22 protein-coding genes are annotated in these 19268 nt (G+C 48.8%); 18 read left to right on the top strand and 4 right to left on the bottom strand.

All coding sequences use genetic code 11. The annotated features are described in order from the left end of the window. The 3 genes from P9687_RS04155 to P9687_RS04145 all read left to right on the top strand — a co-directional run. Window positions 1-420 (top strand): hypothetical protein (locus P9687_RS04155; RefSeq protein ID WP_328228868.1); only part of this gene is annotated, 420 nt, incomplete at its 5' end. A gap of 78 nt (window positions 421-498) precedes the next feature. After that, window positions 499-1098: a TlpA family protein disulfide reductase gene (locus tag P9687_RS04150; RefSeq protein WP_035187901.1), complete on the top strand. Its 600-nt coding sequence runs from the start codon at window positions 499-501 to the stop codon at window positions 1096-1098. A gap of 69 nt (window positions 1099-1167) precedes the next feature. Beyond that, window positions 1168-1404: an SHOCT domain-containing protein gene (locus P9687_RS04145; RefSeq protein ID WP_052123244.1), complete on the top strand. Its 237-nt coding sequence runs from the start codon at window positions 1168-1170 to the stop codon at window positions 1402-1404. A 65-nt stretch (window positions 1405-1469) separates the two neighbouring features. On the opposite strand, the gene P9687_RS04140 is transcribed toward P9687_RS04145, so the two are convergent. Further along, window positions 1470-1907, bottom strand: coding sequence for an Hsp20/alpha crystallin family protein (locus tag P9687_RS04140; protein WP_035187904.1), 438 nt, complete (start codon window positions 1905-1907; stop codon window positions 1470-1472). 169 nt (window positions 1908-2076) lie between these two features. On the opposite strand from P9687_RS04140, the gene P9687_RS04135 reads away from it, so the two are divergent. Next, window positions 2077-3501 carry a multicopper oxidase family protein gene (locus P9687_RS04135; RefSeq protein WP_035187907.1) on the top strand — a complete coding sequence of 475 codons (1425 nt, stop codon included), beginning with the start codon at window positions 2077-2079 and terminating at the stop codon, window positions 3499-3501. A gap of 267 nt (window positions 3502-3768) precedes the next feature. On the opposite strand, the gene P9687_RS04130 is transcribed toward P9687_RS04135, so the two are convergent. Continuing rightward, entirely contained in the window at window positions 3769-4878 is a 1110-nt protein-coding gene (locus P9687_RS04130; RefSeq protein ID WP_035187909.1) for a CdaR family transcriptional regulator, read from the bottom strand. A 162-nt stretch (window positions 4879-5040) separates the two neighbouring features. Between P9687_RS04130 and glcD the strand changes: the two genes are divergently transcribed. The 10 genes from glcD (at window position 5041) to P9687_RS04080 (ending at window position 13099) form a co-directional block, all read left to right on the top strand. Beyond that, window positions 5041-6450, top strand: a complete 1410-nt coding sequence (gene glcD / locus P9687_RS04125) for a glycolate oxidase subunit GlcD (RefSeq protein ID WP_035184558.1) — start codon at window positions 5041-5043, stop codon at window positions 6448-6450. Beyond that, on the top strand, window positions 6447-7787 hold the full coding sequence (locus tag P9687_RS04120; protein WP_014097948.1) for a (Fe-S)-binding protein: 1341 nt from the start codon (window positions 6447-6449) through the stop codon (window positions 7785-7787). Before glcD ends, P9687_RS04120 begins: the two co-directional genes overlap by 4 nt. Window positions 7788-8074: 287 nt before the next feature. Continuing rightward, window positions 8075-8593, top strand: coding sequence for a YqeG family HAD IIIA-type phosphatase (locus P9687_RS04115; RefSeq protein WP_017550574.1), 519 nt, complete (start codon window positions 8075-8077; stop codon window positions 8591-8593). Window positions 8594-8595: 2 nt separating this feature from the next. Beyond that, on the top strand, window positions 8596-9702 hold the full coding sequence (gene yqeH / locus P9687_RS04110) for a ribosome biogenesis GTPase YqeH (protein WP_017550573.1): 1107 nt from the start codon (window positions 8596-8598) through the stop codon (window positions 9700-9702). A 33-nt stretch (window positions 9703-9735) separates the two neighbouring features. Then, window positions 9736-10578 (top strand): shikimate dehydrogenase, encoded by an 843-nt coding sequence (gene aroE, locus P9687_RS04105; RefSeq protein WP_061577080.1) that lies wholly within the window; start codon window positions 9736-9738, stop codon window positions 10576-10578. Then, window positions 10572-10862 carry a ribosome assembly RNA-binding protein YhbY gene (gene yhbY, locus P9687_RS04100; RefSeq protein ID WP_017550571.1) on the top strand — a complete coding sequence of 97 codons (291 nt, stop codon included), beginning with the start codon at window positions 10572-10574 and terminating at the stop codon, window positions 10860-10862. The genes aroE and yhbY overlap by 7 nt, the downstream gene beginning before the upstream one ends. Window positions 10863-10873: 11 nt before the next feature. Beyond that, window positions 10874-11443: a nicotinate-nucleotide adenylyltransferase gene (locus P9687_RS04095; protein ID WP_017550570.1), complete on the top strand. Its 570-nt coding sequence runs from the start codon at window positions 10874-10876 to the stop codon at window positions 11441-11443. Further along, entirely contained in the window at window positions 11433-12002 is a 570-nt protein-coding gene (gene yqeK, locus P9687_RS04090; RefSeq protein ID WP_035187915.1) for a bis(5'-nucleosyl)-tetraphosphatase (symmetrical) YqeK, read from the top strand. Before P9687_RS04095 ends, yqeK begins: the two co-directional genes overlap by 11 nt. Further along, a complete protein-coding gene (gene rsfS / locus P9687_RS04085; protein ID WP_014097955.1) occupies window positions 12003-12356 on the top strand; it encodes a ribosome silencing factor in 354 nt (117 codons plus the stop codon). Next, on the top strand, window positions 12353-13099 hold the full coding sequence (locus P9687_RS04080) for a class I SAM-dependent DNA methyltransferase (RefSeq protein ID WP_014097956.1): 747 nt from the start codon (window positions 12353-12355) through the stop codon (window positions 13097-13099). The genes rsfS and P9687_RS04080 overlap by 4 nt, the downstream gene beginning before the upstream one ends. A gap of 80 nt (window positions 13100-13179) precedes the next feature. Here P9687_RS04080 and comER read toward each other — a convergent pair whose 3' ends face one another. Further along, the gene (gene comER, locus P9687_RS04075) at window positions 13180-14001 is read right to left on the bottom strand and encodes a late competence protein ComER (RefSeq protein WP_061577079.1); all 822 of its coding nucleotides are present in this window, start codon (window positions 13999-14001) and stop codon (window positions 13180-13182) included. 111 nt (window positions 14002-14112) lie between these two features. Here comER and P9687_RS04070 point away from each other — a divergent pair, with 111 nt between their 5' ends. The 3 genes from P9687_RS04070 to P9687_RS04060 are packed head-to-tail and all read left to right on the top strand — an operon-like array spanning window position 14113 to window position 17753. Continuing rightward, window positions 14113-14829 (top strand): helix-hairpin-helix domain-containing protein, encoded by a 717-nt coding sequence (locus tag P9687_RS04070; protein ID WP_014097958.1) that lies wholly within the window; start codon window positions 14113-14115, stop codon window positions 14827-14829. Window positions 14830-14855: 26 nt separating this feature from the next. Further along, window positions 14856-15458: a ComE operon protein 2 gene (locus P9687_RS04065; protein WP_061577078.1), complete on the top strand. Its 603-nt coding sequence runs from the start codon at window positions 14856-14858 to the stop codon at window positions 15456-15458. 12 nt (window positions 15459-15470) lie between these two features. Further along, window positions 15471-17753: a DNA internalization-related competence protein ComEC/Rec2 gene (locus P9687_RS04060; protein WP_061577077.1), complete on the top strand. Its 2283-nt coding sequence runs from the start codon at window positions 15471-15473 to the stop codon at window positions 17751-17753. A gap of 54 nt (window positions 17754-17807) precedes the next feature. On the opposite strand, the gene P9687_RS04055 is transcribed toward P9687_RS04060, so the two are convergent. Beyond that, entirely contained in the window at window positions 17808-17942 is a 135-nt protein-coding gene (locus tag P9687_RS04055; protein ID WP_014097961.1) for a YqzM family protein, read from the bottom strand. A 268-nt stretch (window positions 17943-18210) separates the two neighbouring features. On the opposite strand from P9687_RS04055, the gene holA reads away from it, so the two are divergent. Further along, complete coding sequence (holA, locus tag P9687_RS04050) at window positions 18211-19236, top strand: DNA polymerase III subunit delta (RefSeq protein ID WP_014097962.1); 1026 nt, start codon at window positions 18211-18213, stop codon at window positions 19234-19236. Window positions 19237-19268 lie beyond the last annotated feature (32 nt).

Genomic DNA, 19268 nt, shown 5'->3' with positions numbered 1-19268 from the left:
GCGGTGGGGGCGGCAGCAAAGGTGGCGGCGGTTCTTCCGGAGGCGGCGGCGCAAGCCGGGGATGGTAACGCCAAACACAGCAAAAGGTTCCCCTTTTTAAACGGCCGGGAAGCCCGCTTTAAACCGCTTGGCAAAAGCCCCGACAGCCCTTGTAAAAATAAAAACGGTAAAAGCAGCAGGATAAAGCACCCTGCTGCTTTCTTTGCGTGGCTGTTGAGATTTCGGGATGTCCAGTTCGTTCCGGCCGCAATCGAGCAGGCTGTACAGCTAATAGATCGTTGCAACCTGTTTGGATGCCCATCTGATATCAGCCGCATACTGGTTTGCGGCAGAACGGTTCTTTGCATTTGCAATACCGGCCGGGTTCCACCTCGTTTTATAAAACGTCTTCTGTCCTCTTTTCAATTAATGGTGTTCTAGCGTTTGCTTCTATTTCATCGAAAAAAAGAATAGAAATGATAGAAAAGCACTTTAATACCCGAAAAGGAGCTGAAGTGGGTGAAGAAAATCGTGTTCCTGGCTGCCACCGTGCTTCTGGCCGCAGCCATTTTGCTTACGGCCTTAAAAAAACCGGACGATCCCGATAAAAATAAAACAACAGGGGAGGATCGGCAAACCGCCGTGAAAGCACAACCGCTATCCGGCAGCGCAGAAGCAAAAGAAGGGGAAAATGCGCCGGATTTTGCACTGACAAATCTATCGGGGAAAACGATCAAACTGTCTGATTTTAAAGGGAGAACGGTAATCTTGAATTTTTGGGCTTCCTGGTGCCCGCCGTGTAAAGCGGAGATGCCGGATATGCAGCGTTTTTATGAAAAAAACCCGAATGTCGCGGTGCTTGCTGTGAATTTAACGAATACAGAAACGAACGAGAATGCGCCGCTTGACTTTGTGAAGAAAAACGGCCTCACCTTTCAAATTCTGTTTGACATGGACGGCTCCGTCGGCACCCTTTACAAAACGGTTACCATTCCGACGACCTACTTCATTAATGCAGAAGGGACCATCACCCGTAAAGTCATCGGCCCGATGGATGAGAAAACGATGGCCGGATTTGTGGCAGAGATGCAAAAAGGGGGAAAAGGGAAGCCGGAATAGAGCAAAGATTTTTTAAGAAAAAAGTGGTACAGTTACAGTAAGGGAATGTAAAAAGGAAAGGTGCTGACTATGATGATGTACGGTGGCTATGGCATGATGGGCGTATTCGGCTTAATCGGCATGATTGCCCAGCTCGTCATCTTTGTGCTCGTGATTTTTTTGATTGTAGCGGGCATCAAAAAAGTGAGCGAATTCCGGCCGCATCAAAGGGAAGACAGAAGCCTCGACATTTTGCGGGAACGGTATGCAAAAGGGGAAATCACAGAAGAAGAATTTAAAAAAATGAAGAAAGATTTAATGGATTAAGGGAGTATCCGTCTTCTTTTTTATACAAAAAAGCGGGGGCTTGTATTCCAAGCCTCCGTTTTATATTACTGGATTTGAATCCGTTTTCCGGACGGGCCTTCTTTTGTTTTCTTCGGGATATGAATTTTCAGGACGCCGTTATCAAGGGTGGCACTGATTTCGTCTTCTTTAATATTATCTACATAAAACTTCCGGACGAATTCGCCATAGCGGCGTTCCTGCCGGATGAATTTGTGTTTTTCATCTTTGCTTTCTTCCGTTTGGTCGCGTTTTGCACGGATGGTCAGCTCATTATTGTGGACATCAATGGTAATGTCCTCTTTTGAGAAGCCCGGCAGTTCGGCCTCCACAAGATAAGCATCTTCTTTTTCCGTAATGTCAGTACGGAACGAGTTTGCGTTCGCAAAAGGCGCCAACGCATTCGGATCAAACATCTCGTTGAAGGTCTTCATCATACGTTCGAAAACATCGTCGTTTCTTCTAAACGGCATTAAATCAAACATATTCAATCCCTCCTTTACACTATTATTATACCCCACTGCGAAAAAGATGAAAACAAAGATGCCAATGCACAAAAGATGTTCACAAAATCGTCAATCCATAACGATGGATTTCCGGTGTTAAAAAACATTACAATGGTACTGAACATAAAAAAGAAAAAGCAGGGGTAGGATGAACAAGACAAAATTATGGGCTTTAATTTTAATCGTGGCCATTATAGGGATTGGCGGTGTTTTCTTTTATAATGGTTATGTGAAAAACAACACAAATCATAAAGCGACACAGCATCCGGATCTGCCCATTCCGGCCGTTTTAAAAGATACGAACCCGGATCCCTACACGGCAGATTTTACTTTAACCGCACAGCAGGGGAAAAAGGCATTTATATCCGGGAAAACAGCGGCAACGTACGGGTATAACGGCGACTATTTGGGGCCGGTCATCCGGTTGAAAACGGGCGAAAAAGTAAATATCACCGTAAAAAATACATTGCCGGAAGCAACGACGGTCCATTGGCACGGCCTCCTTGTCCCCGGTTCGGCTGACGGCGGCCCGCATGCTGCCATCCAGCCGGGCAAAACATGGAAAGCAAAGTTTACGGTGAGCCAAGAGGCTGCCACGCTCTGGTACCATCCCCATCCGATGGGAAAAACGGGCGAACAGGTATACAAAGGTCTGGCCGGTCTCATTTATGTCGATGACAAACATGCGGAAAGCCTCGATATTCCGAAAGACTACGGCAAAAATGATTTTCCACTTGTGCTGCAGGACCGCCGCTTTAACAAAAACGGCCAGCTCGTGTACAAATTAAATATGACTGATGAAATGTACGGCTTCCAGGGCACAACCGAACTGGTAAACGGCGCGGTTAAGCCGCAGTTAACGGTCAGGCGCGGCCTCGTCCGTTTCCGGATTTTAAACGGGGCAAACGGCAGGACGTACAATCTTCATCTGAGCGGCAACAAGACATTTGCGCAAATTGCATCCGACGGGGGATTCCTCAAGACGCCTGTGCAAATGAAAAAACTAACGCTTTCCCCCGGGGAACGTGCGGAAATTCTGGTTGATTTTTCAAAGATGAAAAACGGCAGTACGCTCCGGCTCCAAAACGGGAAAGAAACGCTCATGTATTTTAAAGCAAAAGGAAAGGCTAAAAAGACGTACAAAGTTCCGCAAAACCTGGCTGTGATTGAAAAAATACCGGTGCAGGAAGCGGTGAAAACGCGGAAATTTGTCATGTCCGGAATGGGCCCAAACGTCCGCATTAACGGCAAGCAAATGAAAATGGACCGGATCGATGAGACCGTTCACTTAAACACGGTTGAAATATGGGAGATCCAGAATCAATCGACTTCCATGGGCACGAAAAAAATGGTGCATCCGTTCCATATTCACGGTGTCCAGTTTCAAATTTTGAGCATCAACGGCAAAACGCCGCCTGCCAATGAACAGGGCTGGAAAGATACCGTGCTTGTCAATCCGGGCGATACCGTGAAAGTCATCATGCGGTTTCCGTTTAAAGGGATTTACATGTACCACTGCCATATCCTCGAACATGAAGACTTGGGCATGATGGGGCAGTATGAAGTGAAATAACCGAAAAAGGGCGGGGAATGTGTCCCTCTCTTTTTTGATATGATGAGAAGACGCAGGAAAACTGCACAAACAGGTTGGAAAAACGTAAGAAAGAAAGGCGGACAAGCGATATTCGATTATTTGATTAGGAATCCGCATCTCTGCAAGAAACATATATGCTGGAGCGCCTGTACAGTGGGAAAACCCGTGGATGCTTTCTGTGCGGGTTTGATTTTTATTGAAAACAGCATTCCTGCCTTTTACATCTCCCCATCTCGCTCGAACAGGTTACTCGTTTTCCTGTCCTGCCAAGTGAAGGGCGAGGGAAAACAATGCAATGCCGTCCGCTTTTTTCGGGTCAATGCCGGTTACATCGCGGATCTGTTTCAGCCTGTAATGGAGCGTATTGATATGCACATGCAGGGCAGCGGCCGTTTTTTTCAGGGACAGGTCATGAGCGAGAAAGGCCTGCAATGTTTCAAGCAGGCAAGCATGGCTATACAGTTTTCCGATCGTTCTTTGTACAAACGCATTCCGTGTATCGTCCTGCACTTCCTGGACCAAAAGATCAAGCAGCAAGTCTTCGTAAAAGACGATGCTGCCCGTTTTCTCAGCGGATGCCAAGGCTTTTTGCGCTTCTTTAAATGATTGGCGGATGACTGACGTGCCGGCTGTTTTCCCGGCACCAACCGCACACGGGGTGCCGTATTTCCGCACAAATTCATGCTGGACGGCTTCGAAACGGCTCCGGAGACCGCAGCCGCTAAACGGTGTTTCTGCACTAATCAGCAGCAGAAAAAGCCCGGGTCCCCAGCGGACAATCACATCCCGGTTGTTTTCAAATTCGGACTGGAGCAAGCGAAAAGCATCTGTTTCCACCGCTTGCGGGATTTCCGCTTTTAATAAGCAGCAAATATGCGGATTCTGCACTGGAATCCCGAGCATCATTCCGCGTTCGGCAAAATGCTGGTCATAGGCTTCAAGATTCACCCATTCGTAAAAGTAAGCCTCAAGCCCCCTTGTTTTCGACTGAATTTGTTCTGTCCGGACGGTTTCCTGGATGATAAGTTCCGTCAGTCGCCGGATCAATTCCGCATAATGTTCGACTTTTTCCGGGTTTCCCGTCACCCCGATCACTCCGATGGTCCGGCCTTCAAACCGGATCGGCATGTTGATCCCCGTCCGCACGCCTTTCATCTGCGCCACCATTTTTTCATCAATGTACAGCTTCCGGCTCGTTTGAAAAACTTTGCGCGCCCCCCTATGGACATGCCCGATCCGTTCTTTTTGCGTCGAGGCAATGATCACCCCGCTTTCATCTACAACGATGATATCCTCATCCATGACCGACTGCACTTCGTTTACGATATTTTCAGCAAGTTTTGGGTATAAAAGCATTTTGACCCACCTTTGTATAAAAATCTAAAAAACAAGCAAAAGAAACCGGTAAACTTTGTATCTTTCTCTATATCATTCTCCATGATTTAGATTTATCATAAAAAGAAACAGAAAACAATCTATTGACGGTATCAATGATCAAAAAGAACGGGGGAATGTTTCATGATCGAAACCGGGGCCAAAGAAAAACTGATTCAAGTCGTCGGCCGGGAAAATTACGACGACACGCAGGCGGGCCGGCTTGTATATTCATATGACGCCAGCCCGCAATTCCAGGTGATGCCGGATGCGGTTGTCGCGCCGCGCAATAAAGCAGAAGTGCAGGCGGTTGTGAAGCTTTGCAATGAATACCGGATTCCGGTCGTCCCGCGCGGATCCGGCTCCAACCTTTGCGCCGGCACATGCCCGGTGGAAGGGGGGATTGTGCTCCTTTTCAAGCATATGAACCGCATCCTCGAGATTGACGAAGAGAATCTGACGGTGACGGTTGAGCCCGGTGTGATCACGCTCGATATGATCAAAGCGGTGGAAGCAAAGGGGCTGTTTTACCCGCCGGACCCGAGTTCGATGAAGATTTCGACCATTGGTGGCAATATCAACGAAAATTCCGGTGGGTTGCGCGGATTGAAATACGGGGTGACCCGCGATTATGTGCTGGCGCTTGAAGCCGTGCTTGCAAATGGCGAGGTCATCCGCACCGGCGGAAAACTGGCAAAAGATGTAGCCGGCTACGATTTGACGCGGCTTTTGGTCGGTTCGGAAGGGACGCTCGCTGTCATTACGGAAGCGACATTGAAACTTGTGCCGATGCCGGAAGCGAAAAAGACGATGCTTGCGCTTTACCAGGATATTGAAGCGTGCGCACAAACGGTCTCCGATATTATTGCGAACCGGATCATCCCGGCAACGCTTGAATTTTTGGACCAGCCGACACTGCAGGCAGTCGAAGCTTTTGCGCATATCGGGCTGCCGACTAATGTCAAGGCAGTGCTTTTGATCGAGCAGGACGGCCCGCAGGAAGTGGTGGAACGCGACATTGAAAAGATTGCGGACATTTGCCGCAAGCAGCATGCAGTCGATGTAAAGGTGGCAGCTTCCCCGGAGCATGCGGAAGCGCTCATGACGGCAAGACGGAGCGCATTAAGCGCACTCGCCCGTCTGAAGCCGACAACAATTTTGGAAGATGCGACCGTGCCGCGTTCTGAAGTCGCAAAGATGGTAGTGGCGATCAATGAAATCGCTGAAAAATACGGGCTTCATATCGGAACATTCGGCCATGCGGGGGACGGGAATCTGCACCCGACCTGTCTTGCTGATATCCGCGATCAGGACGAAATGGAGCGGGTTGAAAAAGCGTTTGCGGAAATTTTTCAAAAAGCGATTGAACTGGGCGGCACGATTACCGGCGAACATGGCGTCGGGATGGCTAAAGCGCCGTACCTTGAATGGAAACTCGGGAAACCGGGCATTAGCGTCATGAATGCGATCAAAAATGCGCTGGACCCGAACCATATTTTAAATCCCGGCAAAGTCTTTGCCAAAGAAACGGATCGAGTGGTGATGGAAAAATGATAACACAAGAACAGCAAAAAGAAATCCAGCAGAAATTCAGGGATAGAATGGACGAAGACCAGCTTTTAAACTGCATGCGCTGCGGCTTTTGCTTACCGTCTTGCCCGACCTATATTGAATCGGGGTTCAAAGAATCGCACTCGCCGCGCGGCCGGATTGCATTGATGAAAGCCGTTGTGGACGGCGTTATCGAACCGGATGAAGATGTGGAGCGCTCTTTGGACCTGTGCCTCGGTTGCCGGGCTTGCGAAGCGGTATGCCCGCCCGGCGTCCAATACGGGCATCTTTTGGAAGAAGCGCGCGATATTATTCAGCAATCGAAGAAAAAGAAGCAGTCTCTGCCGGTAAAAGTGATCCGAAAAGCGGTCTTTGAAGAATTGTTTCCGCACCAGAACCGGATGCGTGCTTTAACAGGCCTGATCGGCTTTTACCAGCGAAGCGGCTTGCAAAAAGCGGCGCATGCGACAGGCGCTTTAAAACTTTTGCCAAAAAATCTATCGTCTATGGAAAAAGTGCTGCCAAACATCCCAAAATGGAAGGAAATGAAACAGCGCCCGGAACATCTGATGCCAAAAGCAGAAGTAAAAAAACGCGTTGCCTTTTTTACCGGCTGCCTGATGGATACGATGTTCATGGAGACCAATGATGCGACAATGAAACTATTGCAGCTTGCCGGCTGTGAGGTTGTCATTCCGCAGGACCAGGTATGCTGCGGGGCGCTGCACGGCCACGGCGGCGAAAAAGAGATGGCAAAAGACCTTGCCCGCCGCAATATCAAGGCTTTTGAAGATTTGCACGCCGATTATATTATTACGAATGCCGGTGGTTGCGGCGCCTATTTAATCGATTATGGCCATTTGTTAAAAGACGATCCGGAATGGGCGGAACGGGCCGCGGCATTTTCAAGCAAAATAAAAGATATCTCTGCTATCCTCGTAGAACTGGGCTTCCATAAACGGAAACTCAGCCTCCCGGAACAAGTGGTGACGTACCAGGATTCATGCCATTTGCGCAATGTGATGAAGACCTCTTCTGCCCCGCGCCTGCTCCTTGACGCGATCGAAAATGTGGAATTCCGGGAAATGAAGGAAGCGGACCATTGCTGCGGGTCGGCCGGCATTTACAATATTGTCGAGTCGGAGATGTCCATGCAAATTTTGGATCATAAAATGGAAAACGCAAAAGCAACACATGCCACAACCATTGTGACCGCCAATCCGGGCTGCCTGCTGCAAATGAAACTCGGGATCGAACGGGCTGGTTTAAGCGGAAAAGTCCGCGCTGTCCATATCGCCGACTTGCTGATCGAAGCGATTGGGGAAAAAGTGCCGGTATAAAGCGCAAAGTTTTTTAGCGGACCGGGCATAGCGACCTTGCGATTTACCCATGGAGTCGAACCGAACTGTTAGAAAGCAATCAAAACCGCTGAGCGTACCCTGCCCGGCGGTTTTTCCTGTTTTTCCGGCTTTCGGGGAACTGGGTATTGCTATCAGTTGAATCTTTTGCAAAAATTGTTATGATAAAAGAAACTTGAATGAAGCATATTCGGGACAATATACGCATAAACGGGCGGATAAGCTTGCATCTTGTGGACAGAACGGTAAAATGAATGGAGTGTCACGGATTGATCTTGAAAAATTTTTTGCCGGATCGGCAAGTGAAATCGGTGTTGTCAATCAGGCCGGAAGAATTAAAAAAGCATGGCATTAGAGCCATCATCACCGATTTGGACAATACATTGGTCGAATGGGACAGGCCGAGTGCGCCGCCAAAACTGGTCCAATGGTTCCAAGACATGCAGGAACATCATATCAAAATCACGATTGTTTCCAATAATAATGAAATGAGGGTCAAAACATTCGCGGACCCGCTTGGCATCCCGTTTCTTTTCAGAGCGAGAAAACCGCTTGGCAAAGCGTTTCGTAAGGCGCTTGCCATCATGAACGTGAAAAAGGAAGAAACTGTCGTGATCGGCGACCAGCTTTTGACCGATGTGCTCGGTGGCAATAGAAGCGGTTTTTATACGATTCTCGTCGTTCCGGTTGCGCAATCAGACGGATTTGCGACAAAACTCAACCGGATGATTGAACGCCGGATTATGGGTTGGTTCAGGAAAAAAGGTTATTTGACTTGGGAGGATTGAATTTGGAAAAACAAGCTGTCCATTGTATCGGCTGCGGGGCACTCATCCAGACGGAAGATCCGGATGAGGCAGGTTACGCGCCAAAATCTGCGCTGGAAAAAGAGCAGGTCATTTGCCAGCGCTGTTTCAGATTGAAACATTACAATGAAGTGCAGGACGTGCCGCTTACAGACGATGATTTTTTAAAAATTTTAAACCGGCTCGGGCAAGTGGATGCGCTTGTTGTAAAAATTGTCGATATTTTTGATTTCAACGGGTCCTGGCTGCCGGGATTTCACCGTTTCGCGGGCAAAAACCCGGTTCTTTTAATCGGCAATAAAGAGGATCTCCTGCCAAAATCGGTGAAAAGAGCGAAAATGGCCAACTGGATGAAGCAGCAGGCGAAAGAACTCGGGCTCCGTCCGGTTGATGTGCTGCTTGTGAGCGCAGCAAAGGGGCACGGCATGGATGAAGCGATGGTTGCCATCGAACAGTACCGGAACGGGAAAGATGTGTATGTTGCCGGCTGTACGAATGTTGGGAAATCCACTTTTATCAATCGCATTATACGGCAGGCAACAGGGGAAAAAGATGTCATCACTACATCTTATTTTCCGGGGACGACGCTGGATATGATCGGCATCCCGCTTGATGACGGGACCTCTCTTTATGACACGCCGGGGATCATCAACCACCACCAGATGGCGCATTTCGTCGGGAAGAACGAATTAAAGGTGATTACGCCGAAAAAAGAAATCAAGCCGACCGTATTCCAGCTGAACGAGCAGCAGACGCTGTTTTTCGGCGGTCTTGCACGGCTTGATTATATAAAGGGCGGCAGACGTTCATTTGTCTGCTATGTTTCAAATGCTTTAAAGATTCACCGTACAAAACTTGAAAATGCGGATGATTTGTATGCGCGCCAGCTCGGGGAACTGCTCCAGCCGCCGGGAAAAGCGGAAGCCGCGGATTTCCCGGCGCTCGTTCGCCATGAATTTTCCATTAAAGAAGGAAAGACGGATATTGTTTTTTCCGGGCTTGGCTGGGTGACGGTCAACGAACCGGGCGCCGTTGTCGCGGCCTATGTGCCAAAGGGTGTTCAGGTCATGCTGCGCCAGTCGTTGATCTGAAAAAGGTTCTGTTTTTAACGGGGAGTGAGAAATGTGCGCGATTTATATGGGGTGATCGGTGACCCGATTGCCCATTCGCTGTCGCCTGCGATGCACAATGAAGTATTCCGGGCACTCGGGATTGATGCAGACTATCATGCTTTCCATGTCACGCCGGAAAATCTGGAAGCCGCCGTAAACGGCATGAAAGCAATCGGCGTGGCCGGATTTAATGTGACCATTCCGCATAAGCAGGCGATCATGCCCTATTTGGATGAGATTGACTTGCTTGCGGAAACGATCGGTGCGGTGAATACCGTTGTCCGCACTCCACACGGATGGGCCGGGTATAATACAGACGGCCCGGGGTTTATGCAGGCGCTGAAAGAAGAAAGCGGTCGGGTGATTTCCGGGGAAAAAGTGCTTGTCATCGGCGCGGGCGGTGCGGCAAGAGCGATTTATTATACGCTATGCCGGGAAGGGGCAGTAACCGTTGATCTGTGCAACCGCACGGTAAAAAAAGCGGAAGAAATGCGGGACGAAAGCCCTTTTCCGTGCCCGTCAAAGGTGCTTACGCTTAAAGAAGCGGAAGAACAGCTGGGAGAATATACGCTGATTGTGCAGACGACATCGATCGGCATGCATCCAAATACAGACGCACAGCCGCTTTCCGTCCGCAATTTAAATCCAGATGCGTTTGTATCTGATATTATATACAATCCGTTTGAAACGAAATTTTTAAACGAAGCAAAAAAACGCGGCGCCCGGGTGCAAAACGGCCTCGGCATGTTTATTTACCAGGGGGCTATTGCGTTTGAAAAATGGACCGGTGTGAAGCCGGATACCAGGAAAATGAAAAACGTCGTTGAAAGCATTCTAGGAGGAAACTCATGTTAACAGGTAAACAAAAACGTTTTTTGCGGGCAAAAGCCCACCATTTGAGCCCGATTTTTCAGGTCGGAAAAGGCGGGGTCAATGAAAATATGGTCAAACAGGTGCAGGAGGCGCTTGAAGCGCGGGAACTGATCAAAATCAGCGTCCTGCAAAACTGCGATGAAGATAAAGATACTGTTGCCGCAGCGCTTGCAGAAGGGGCGCGTGCGGAACTCGTGCAAATCATCGGCAATACGATTGTCCTTTATAAAGAATCGAAAAACCATAAAGAGATTGTTTTGCCTTAAGGGTGGGCGGCATGAAAAGAGTGGGTATTTTAGGGGGGACGTTCGACCCTCCGCATATTGGTCATTTGATTATCGCGAACGAAATTTTGCAGGATCTGAAACTTGACGAAGTCCGTTTTATGCCAAACCAGGACCCGCCCCATAAAGAAAAAACGGCCGGCATCACTGGCCATGACCGAATCAAAATGCTCACGCTTGCCATTTCGGGGCAGCCGGCATTTTCGATTGAGGGAATAGAGATGGAGAGGCCCGGCCGCTCCTACACCTATGACACAATGGTGCTGCTTAAAAAGCGGGAACCTGATACGGACTTTTATTTTATCATTGGCGCGGATATGATCGAATACTTGCCGAAATGGCGGAATATCGACCAACTCGTTCGGCTCGTCCGCTTTGTCGGCGTCAACCGGCCGGCATATTCGCACCAGACCAAGTATCCTGTCCAATTTGTTGAAATTCCGGAAATTCATATTTCCTCGTCACTGATCCGTGAACGTCTGCAAAAAAATCGGTCGGTAAAATATTTAATTCCGGATGCAGTGTGGGAATATATAAAGGAGCATCATTTATATGGAACGTGAGAAAGCATTGGAACTTGTCAAAGCACAGCTGACGGAGCGCCGTTACATCCATACGCTCGGTGTTGCTGAAAGCGCCGTCCGGCTGGCGAAAAAATATCATGCTGATCAGAAAAAAGCCGAACTTGCGGCGATTTTTCATGATTATGCAAAATTCCGCCCGAAAGAGGAAATGAAACAAATCATCCTCGACCAGAAAATGGACGAACGGCTGCTTTCTTTTCATCATGAATTATGGCATGCCCCTGTTGGCGCTTATTTGGTGGAAAAAGAAGCCGGCGTCACGGACCGGGAAGTGCTCGATGCCATCAAGTACCATACATCAGGCAGGGCTGGAATGGCGTTGCTTGAAAAAATTGTATATCTGGCTGATTATATTGAACCCGGCCGGAATTTTCCGGGTGTCGAAGAAGCAAGGCGGCTTGCGGCCAAAGATCTCGATGAAGCAGTATTGTATGCAGCCGGGCATACCATTACATTTTTAATTGGCCGGAATCAGCCCGTTTTTCCGGATACGATTGCGTTATACAATGATTTAGTGATGAAGAAAGAAGGGGAGTAAATGGACAATCAGACGTTATTAAAAACAGTCGTAAAAGCTTGCGATGATAAACGTGCGGAAGACATCGTCGTCCTCGATATGCGCGGGATTTCATTGATTGCGGATTATTTCCTGATCTGCAATGGGAATTCCGATAAACAAATTCAGGCGATCGCCCGTGAAGTGAAAGAAAAAGCGGAAGAAGCAGGAACTGCGGTCAGGCGCATGGAAGGGTTTGAAGAGGGAAAATGGGTGCTGATTGACCTTGGGGATATTGTCGCCCATATTTTTAACCGTGATGAACGGAATTACTATAATTTGGAAAGGCTTTGGGGAGACGCACCGACTGTTAGTGCGGAGAGCGTCTTGCAATGAGCTACGAAAATTTCGCCTACGTATATGATGCGTTGATGGAAGATGCCCCCTATCCGCAATGGCTGCAGTGGGTGAAGCAGCAAAGGGAGCGGCATGGTGTCAAAGGAAGGCGCATGCTCGATCTTGCCTGCGGTACCGGTGAACTGTCACTGCTGCTTGCACGGGAAGGTTTTGAAGTAACGGGCGTTGATTTATCGGAAGACATGCTTACAGTCGCGAGCGGAAAAGCACTGGCTGAAGGGGCACACCTCACTTTCCTGCAGCAGGATATGCGCGCGCTTTGCGGCCTGCATGATTTTGATATGGTCACGATTTTTTGTGATTCTCTGAACTATTTGGAAACGGAAACAGAGGTCAAAGAAACGTTCCGGCATGTGCATGCAGCCCTGAAGGCCGGGGGAATGTTTTTGTTTGACGTGCATTCCGTTTATAAAACAGATGTGTTATTCCCTCATCACACTTTTGCCGATAACGGGGATGAGGTTTCCTATATCTGGAACTGCTTTCCGGGTGAGCGCCCGCATGCCGTTGAACATGATCTCAGTTTTTTCGTATATGATGAGAAATCCGGCTTGTATGAACGTTTTGATGAATTACATAAACAGCGGACGTTTCCGGTTGCTGATTATGAAAACTGGCTTACGGAATCGGGCTTCCATGTTATGCCGCCCGCTGCTGATTTTACAGAAGAAGCGCCCGGCCCAAAAAGTGAAAGGATATTTTTTACGTGCATCAAACGATAAAAGCATTCTGCCTACGCAGAATGCTTTTTTTGAAAAAAATTTAAAAAAGAAGCAGGAATAAACAGAAAGATGTCGAAATATCATGGTGTGCCGAATTGCCCGGCCACCGCGTCCGTATCCTCCTTAAATTTCTCATGCGTCGCTTCAAACAGTTTTTCGAATAAGCCATCCGTCCCTTTTTCAAGCACCTTTAATCCTTCGCCGGTGATACCGCCTTTTACCGTCACTTTTTCCTGCAGGGCAGGTAGCGTATAAATTTGCTGCTTCAGCAGTTCCCCCAGGCCGATCAACATCTCAGCCGTTAATATGCAAGCGGTGTCGCTGTCAATCTTTGTTTTGTTGACGGCTCCTTCTATCATTTTTTGTGCCAAAAAACTGAAAAAAGCAGGACCGCAGCTGACCAAATCCGATGCCACTCTCGTGATTTGCTGGTCAACTTCAACCGGGGTGGATATTTTGGAGAACAATGTTTTTAATTTTCCCTGCCACTCGCTTGTGCACTGGCTGCCAAATGTCAGCAACACCGCACCGGCAGCTGCCCTGTTTGTAATGCTCGGGATGGCTCTTGCGCACGAGCAGGGAACCATTGTGGCGAGCTGCCCGACTGTAACCGGGCTTGTAATGCTGACAAGGCACTGATCATTCCGGAAGGCGCCCCCAGCCTTCTCTAGAATGCCGTGCATCTCAAGCGGTTTTACACACAGCAAAATTAAGTCGCTCTCCAAAATAGTATTTTCTATATTTTTAACCTGCATCCCGGGATACTTGTTTGCAAGTTTTGCGGCTTTTTCAGGTGTGCGATTTGTGATCCGGAATTGTGCAGGCGTAACGGCTTTTGTTTCTATCAAAGCTTCAATTAACATGCTACCCATATTTCCCGTTCCGATCACGCCAATGTTCATGCTGGCTTCCCCTCCTCAAGCCGCCGATCTTTCAGCGCCCGGTACAATATATGTACAAATTCAGGCGATTATGTATCCAAAAACAAAATGGAAAAAAAGAGGTGAACGTCTTTGAAAACGTTGTTTCTCAAATACCGCTGGCATGCAGCTGCGGCTGTGGCAGCCATTACGATTGCAATCTTTTACTATTTTAGCCAAAATGGAGGTATGGACACTGCTTCCGGGGCTTACCAGCAACCCGAAACGGCCGTGCAGTCCGGACAGCCTGCGGAGGGCGGGACAGATGTGCAAAATCAAAACGGGACCCAAAATACCGCACAAACGCAAGCCCCGGCCCAAACGCAGAACGCTGCCGAAGTTTACGTGGATGTAAAAGGCGCGGTGAAGCATCCCGGCATCTACAAAGCAGAAGCGGATGACCGGGTCTATGACCTCATTCAGGAAGCAGGGGGCTTTAATGAAAACGCCGACCGGAATCAGGTCAATCTCGCGCAGAAAGTAAAAGATGAAATGGTGATTGAGGTGCCGAAAAAAGGCGAAAAAGCGGCTTCTGCCCAAACTGCCACGGCGGCTGCCGGAATTTCTGCGCCCGCTTCCTCTTCTTCCGGGACGGCGGCAAGCGGTGAAGCGGCCGCACAGGTCAATATCAATACGGCCGACCAGACCCAGCTTGAAACGCTTCCGGGCATCGGGCCGTCAAAAGCTGCGGCCATTATCGAATACCGGGAGAAAAACGGCCCTTTTCAAAAACCGGAAGATTTGAAAAATGTGTCGGGGATTGGGGACCAGACTTTTGCGAAAATCGAAAATTCCATCACTTTACAGTAATCACATGAGCAGAAAGGAAGAGAAAAATGGACCGGATTTCCTGGAACCAGTATTTTTTGGCGCAAAGCCATTTATTATCCTGGCGGAGCACTTGTTCAAGGCTTGCGGTTGGGGCGACGATCGTCAGGGATAAAAGAATTATCGCAGGCGGCTACAACGGATCGATCGCGGGGGACGAACACTGCATTGACAAAGGCTGCTACGTGATTGATGGACATTGCGTGCGGACCATCCACGCGGAGATGAATGCGATTTTGCAATGTGCAAAGTTCGGGGTGGCAACAAACGGCGCGGATCTTTATGTGACTCATTACCCGTGCCTGCACTGTACGAAAGCAATTATTCAGGCAGGGATTCAAAACGTGTACTATGCCCAAGATTACCGGGTACATCCGTATGCAAAGGAGCTTTTTGAAAAAGCGGGGGTGCATGTCGAACATGTCCCGTTCCATCCGGAAACGCTCGATATCCGGGCGAAAGAAAAAGCCAAACTGGTGGAGAAATTATTCATGATTGCAAAGGACCACGGGGCGGAAGCGGCAGAACTGGAGGAATTGCAGCAAATGGCGGCGGCATTATTTGCAGGCACTTATCAAGAAATGGAAACGGGATCCGTTCCGAAAGCGTAACACGGTGATGGTGTGAAAGGCAACTGGCTGTTCGCCGCGCTCGCCACGTTAAGCGGCATCCTGATTGGCCTTCACGCGCCGCTGCTTCTGGTTCTTTCGGCCCATTTGGTTTGGATCCGGATTTTCCTGGCCCGAAACCGGCCTTTGCTCCTTTTGTCCGCTGTTTTTTACGGGTTGGGGTTTTTGAGCGGTACCTTTCAGACAGTTGCGTATGATACAAAGTTTCATGCCGGCAGTGCCCGGACGCCCGTCCGCTTCAGCGATTATCCGCGTATCGACGGGAACGCGATCAAGGGAAAGGCGGAAACCGGGAAAGAAACGTTTATGTTAACGTATTACGCTGGGAACGAAGCAGAACTGGAATCTTTGAAACAAATCTTATCCCCCGGAACGGTTTGCATGGCTCAAGGGGAACTGGAAGCCCCTGAGCCAAACCGCAACCCGTCTACATTTAACTACCGCACCTATTTGGCTCATCAGCATATCCGCTGGATTTTAAAAGCGGACCGGCTTTCCGCGTGCAACAGCCCGCCCCAGCATCTGCTCGGTTTCTTGAAAAAAATCCGCCACCACTTCCTGCTTCAAATTCAAAAAACATTTCCGGAAAAATCCGTACCGTATGCAGAAGCGCTTTTGTTTGGCGAGCAAACAGACTTTGATGACGATGTTTACCAGCTGTACCAGCGGCTTGGCGTCGTCCATCTGCTTGCCATTTCCGGGCTTCACGTGCAGCTCGTTGCCGGGTTTTGCTACTATTTGTTCATCCGGCTCGGGATGACAAGGGAACGTGCCGCCGTTTGTTTACTGGGGGTGATGCCGGTTTATGCGGTATTATGCGGCATGAACCCGCCAGTTGTCCGGTCGGCGGCGATGACGATGCTGCTTGTGCTGGCTGGGCAAAAAAAACTGCCAATCGGGCCGCTCGATGCTTTGTCCATCTGTTTCATTTTGTATGGGTTAAAAAATGCAAATATTGTGTATAATATCGGATTCCAGCTCTCTTTTGCCGTTTGCGCCGCACTGCTTCTTTCAGGGCCTCTTTTAGAGCGGTTCCGGGGCCCGTTGCAAAAAGGGCTCGCAATCTCGTTCATTTCCCAGCTTGCGGCCCTCCCCATCCTTTCTTATTCATTTTACGCGTTTTCTATTGCGGGGCTTGTTGCCAATCTTTTTTATGTGCCGCTTTATACGTATGTTTTGCTCCCGCTTGCTGCGCTTGCCTTTGTTTCAGAATGGGCGCCGCCGCTGTTTTCCATCTTTGCCACGTGTTTTGACGGGCTTGTAACGCTGTCGGAAAAAACGGGGGAAGCGTTCGACGGCCGCTGGTCCACGCTCGTTACCGGGAGGCCGCCATACTGGGGATTGATCCTGATGACAGGTGCGGGATTTTATGGTTTGGTGGCGATGGAAAACGGCAAGAAAACGATCCGGGCTGTCCTGCCACTTTTTTCTGTGCTTTTGCTCCTCCTTGCGGCAAACAGATATCCGCTTTTCGGTAAAATCACCTTTATTGACGTCGGGCAGGGGGATAGTATTTTAATCCGGCTGCCGCTTTCAAGGGGGACGTATTTGATTGACACAGGAGGGACCGTCCAGTTTCCGAAACCGGCATGGAAAAAAAGGGAGCATCCGTTTGAAACCGGCAAAGATATTGTGGTGCCATTTCTAAAAAGCCAGGGGATTACAACGATTGATAAGCTGATTTTAACGCACAGCGACGAGGACCATATTGGCGGCGCAACGGCGGTGATCACGTCTCTCCGCGTCAAAGAAATCGATATCTCGCCTCATTCATGGGAAAAACCGCTGATGCAGAAGGTGCTCGCTTGTGCCCGACAGAAAAAAATCCCGGTATATGAAATGAAAAGTGGGAACGGATGGCAAAACAAATCGGGCGTATTTCAATATCTTTCGCCGTTTGACGAAACGTATGAGGGGAATAATGACTCGCTTGTCCTTTATGCGAAAACAGGGGGAAAGACGTGGCTGTTTACCGGAGACCTTGAGCAGGAAGGAGAAGAAAAACTCGTGGCGGCTTATCCGGATATCCACATTGACGTACTAAAAGCCGGGCATCACGGCAGCAAAACTTCGACAAGCGAAACGCTCATCCAAAAGTATCATCCGCGGATCGCCGTCATTTCTGTCGGAAAGCATAACCGTTTCGGGCATCCATCTCCGGAAGTGGTCAAACGGCTCAGCGAAAACGGGGTATTCATATTCCGGACGGATGAGGACGGGGCGGTGCAATACCGCTTTTTCAAAGAAAAGGGAACCTTTTCTACCGTCCTCCCATAATATACATTAATTAAGGAACCGTCCGGAATGGCTCCGGCACTGCCCGGAGCGGGGCTATCTGCCAATGATGTCTGCTGCGGTGGCAATGATAAATATCAGCGCAAAAAACAAAAAAGAGATCAGAAAACCTGCTCCGGCATCGGCAACATCGTTCGTTTTTGACTGGACATCCTGCTCGAATTCATTCATCCAAATCCCTCCCTGTTTTTTGATTATATGATAATTTCAGAACGATTTCCACCGTTTTGGATGGAGTTGTCATTCATAGATATCCGGCTGCGTGTGACAATAAGGGTACGGGTCCACCGTTAACGGAAAAGCTTCCCGGGACTGTTCCGTTAACGTTTATATAGATAAAGGGGATTTTACGGATCCCCTTTTCCATTTGTTTTCTACTTGCAACCATGCGCCCGTTCTCTTAACATAGGGAGTAAGAAAGGTTTGGGAGCGGAACAGAATGGATGAATTATGGAAAAAGATTGAACGCGGGCAATTTTCCCCGCTTTATTTATTGTACGGCGCAGAAGATTATTTCATTCAAAAAACGAAACAAAAGTTGCTGGATCATGCGCTCACTCCGGAAGAGGCAGATTTTAATTATGCTTCGTATGACCTGGAGGAAGTGCCGGTCGAGACAGCGGTCGAAGATGCGGAGACATTCCCTTTTATGGGGGAGAGGCGGCTCGTGATTGCGCACCATCCGTTTTTTTTGACTGCTGAAAAGCAAAAACAGAAAGTGGAACACCAGCTGGACAAGCTGGAAGCATACGTGAAATCTCCCGCCCCTTACACGGTTTTTGTGCTGGTTGCGCCTTATGAAAAACTGGATGAACGGAAAAAACTGGTGAAATTGATCAAAAAGCAGGCCGCAACTTTCCAGGCAAAAAAATTAAATGAAAGGGAGCTTGAAGGGTGGCTTGTTTCCCGCGCCGCTGAAGAAGGCTGCCGGATTGACAGGAAGGCTGCGGAACACTTGATTTCGCTTGCCGGAACCAATATGATTGCGCTCGATCATGAAATAAACAAGCTGGCCCTGTATGCCGGAAGCGGTAATGAAATTACAGATGGAATGGTGGAATTGCTGACGGCACGGTCGCTTGAGCAAAATGTATTTGAACTTGTCGAAAAAGTGGTTCACCGCCGCATTGATGAGGCGCTCCGGATCTATTATGACCTTTTAAAGCTCAATGAAGAGCCGATTAAAATATTGGCGCTCCTTGCCGGCCAGTTCCGGCTCATCTACCAGACGAAAGAGTTGGCAAGGCGCGGCTACGGCCAGCAGCAAATCGCGTCTTATTTAAAAGTGCATCCATACAGAGTAAAACTGGCGGCGGGGCAGGCGGGGCTTTTTTCCGCGGATGAACTGAACCGGATCATGGCGCTGCTTGCCGATAGCGACTACCAGATGAAATCGGGCGGGCTGAAAAAAGAAATGATCATTGAAATGTTTTTGTTTCAACTGCATGAAATGAAGGCAAAATAAAAAAGACGCGGATTGCGCGTCTTTTTTATTTT

It is taken from the genome of Weizmannia sp. CD-2023, assembly GCF_036225245.1.
Taxonomy (GTDB): domain Bacteria; phylum Bacillota; class Bacilli; order Bacillales; family Bacillaceae_C; genus Weizmannia; species Weizmannia faecalis.
This window is presented reverse-complemented; position numbering and strand designations above follow the sequence as displayed.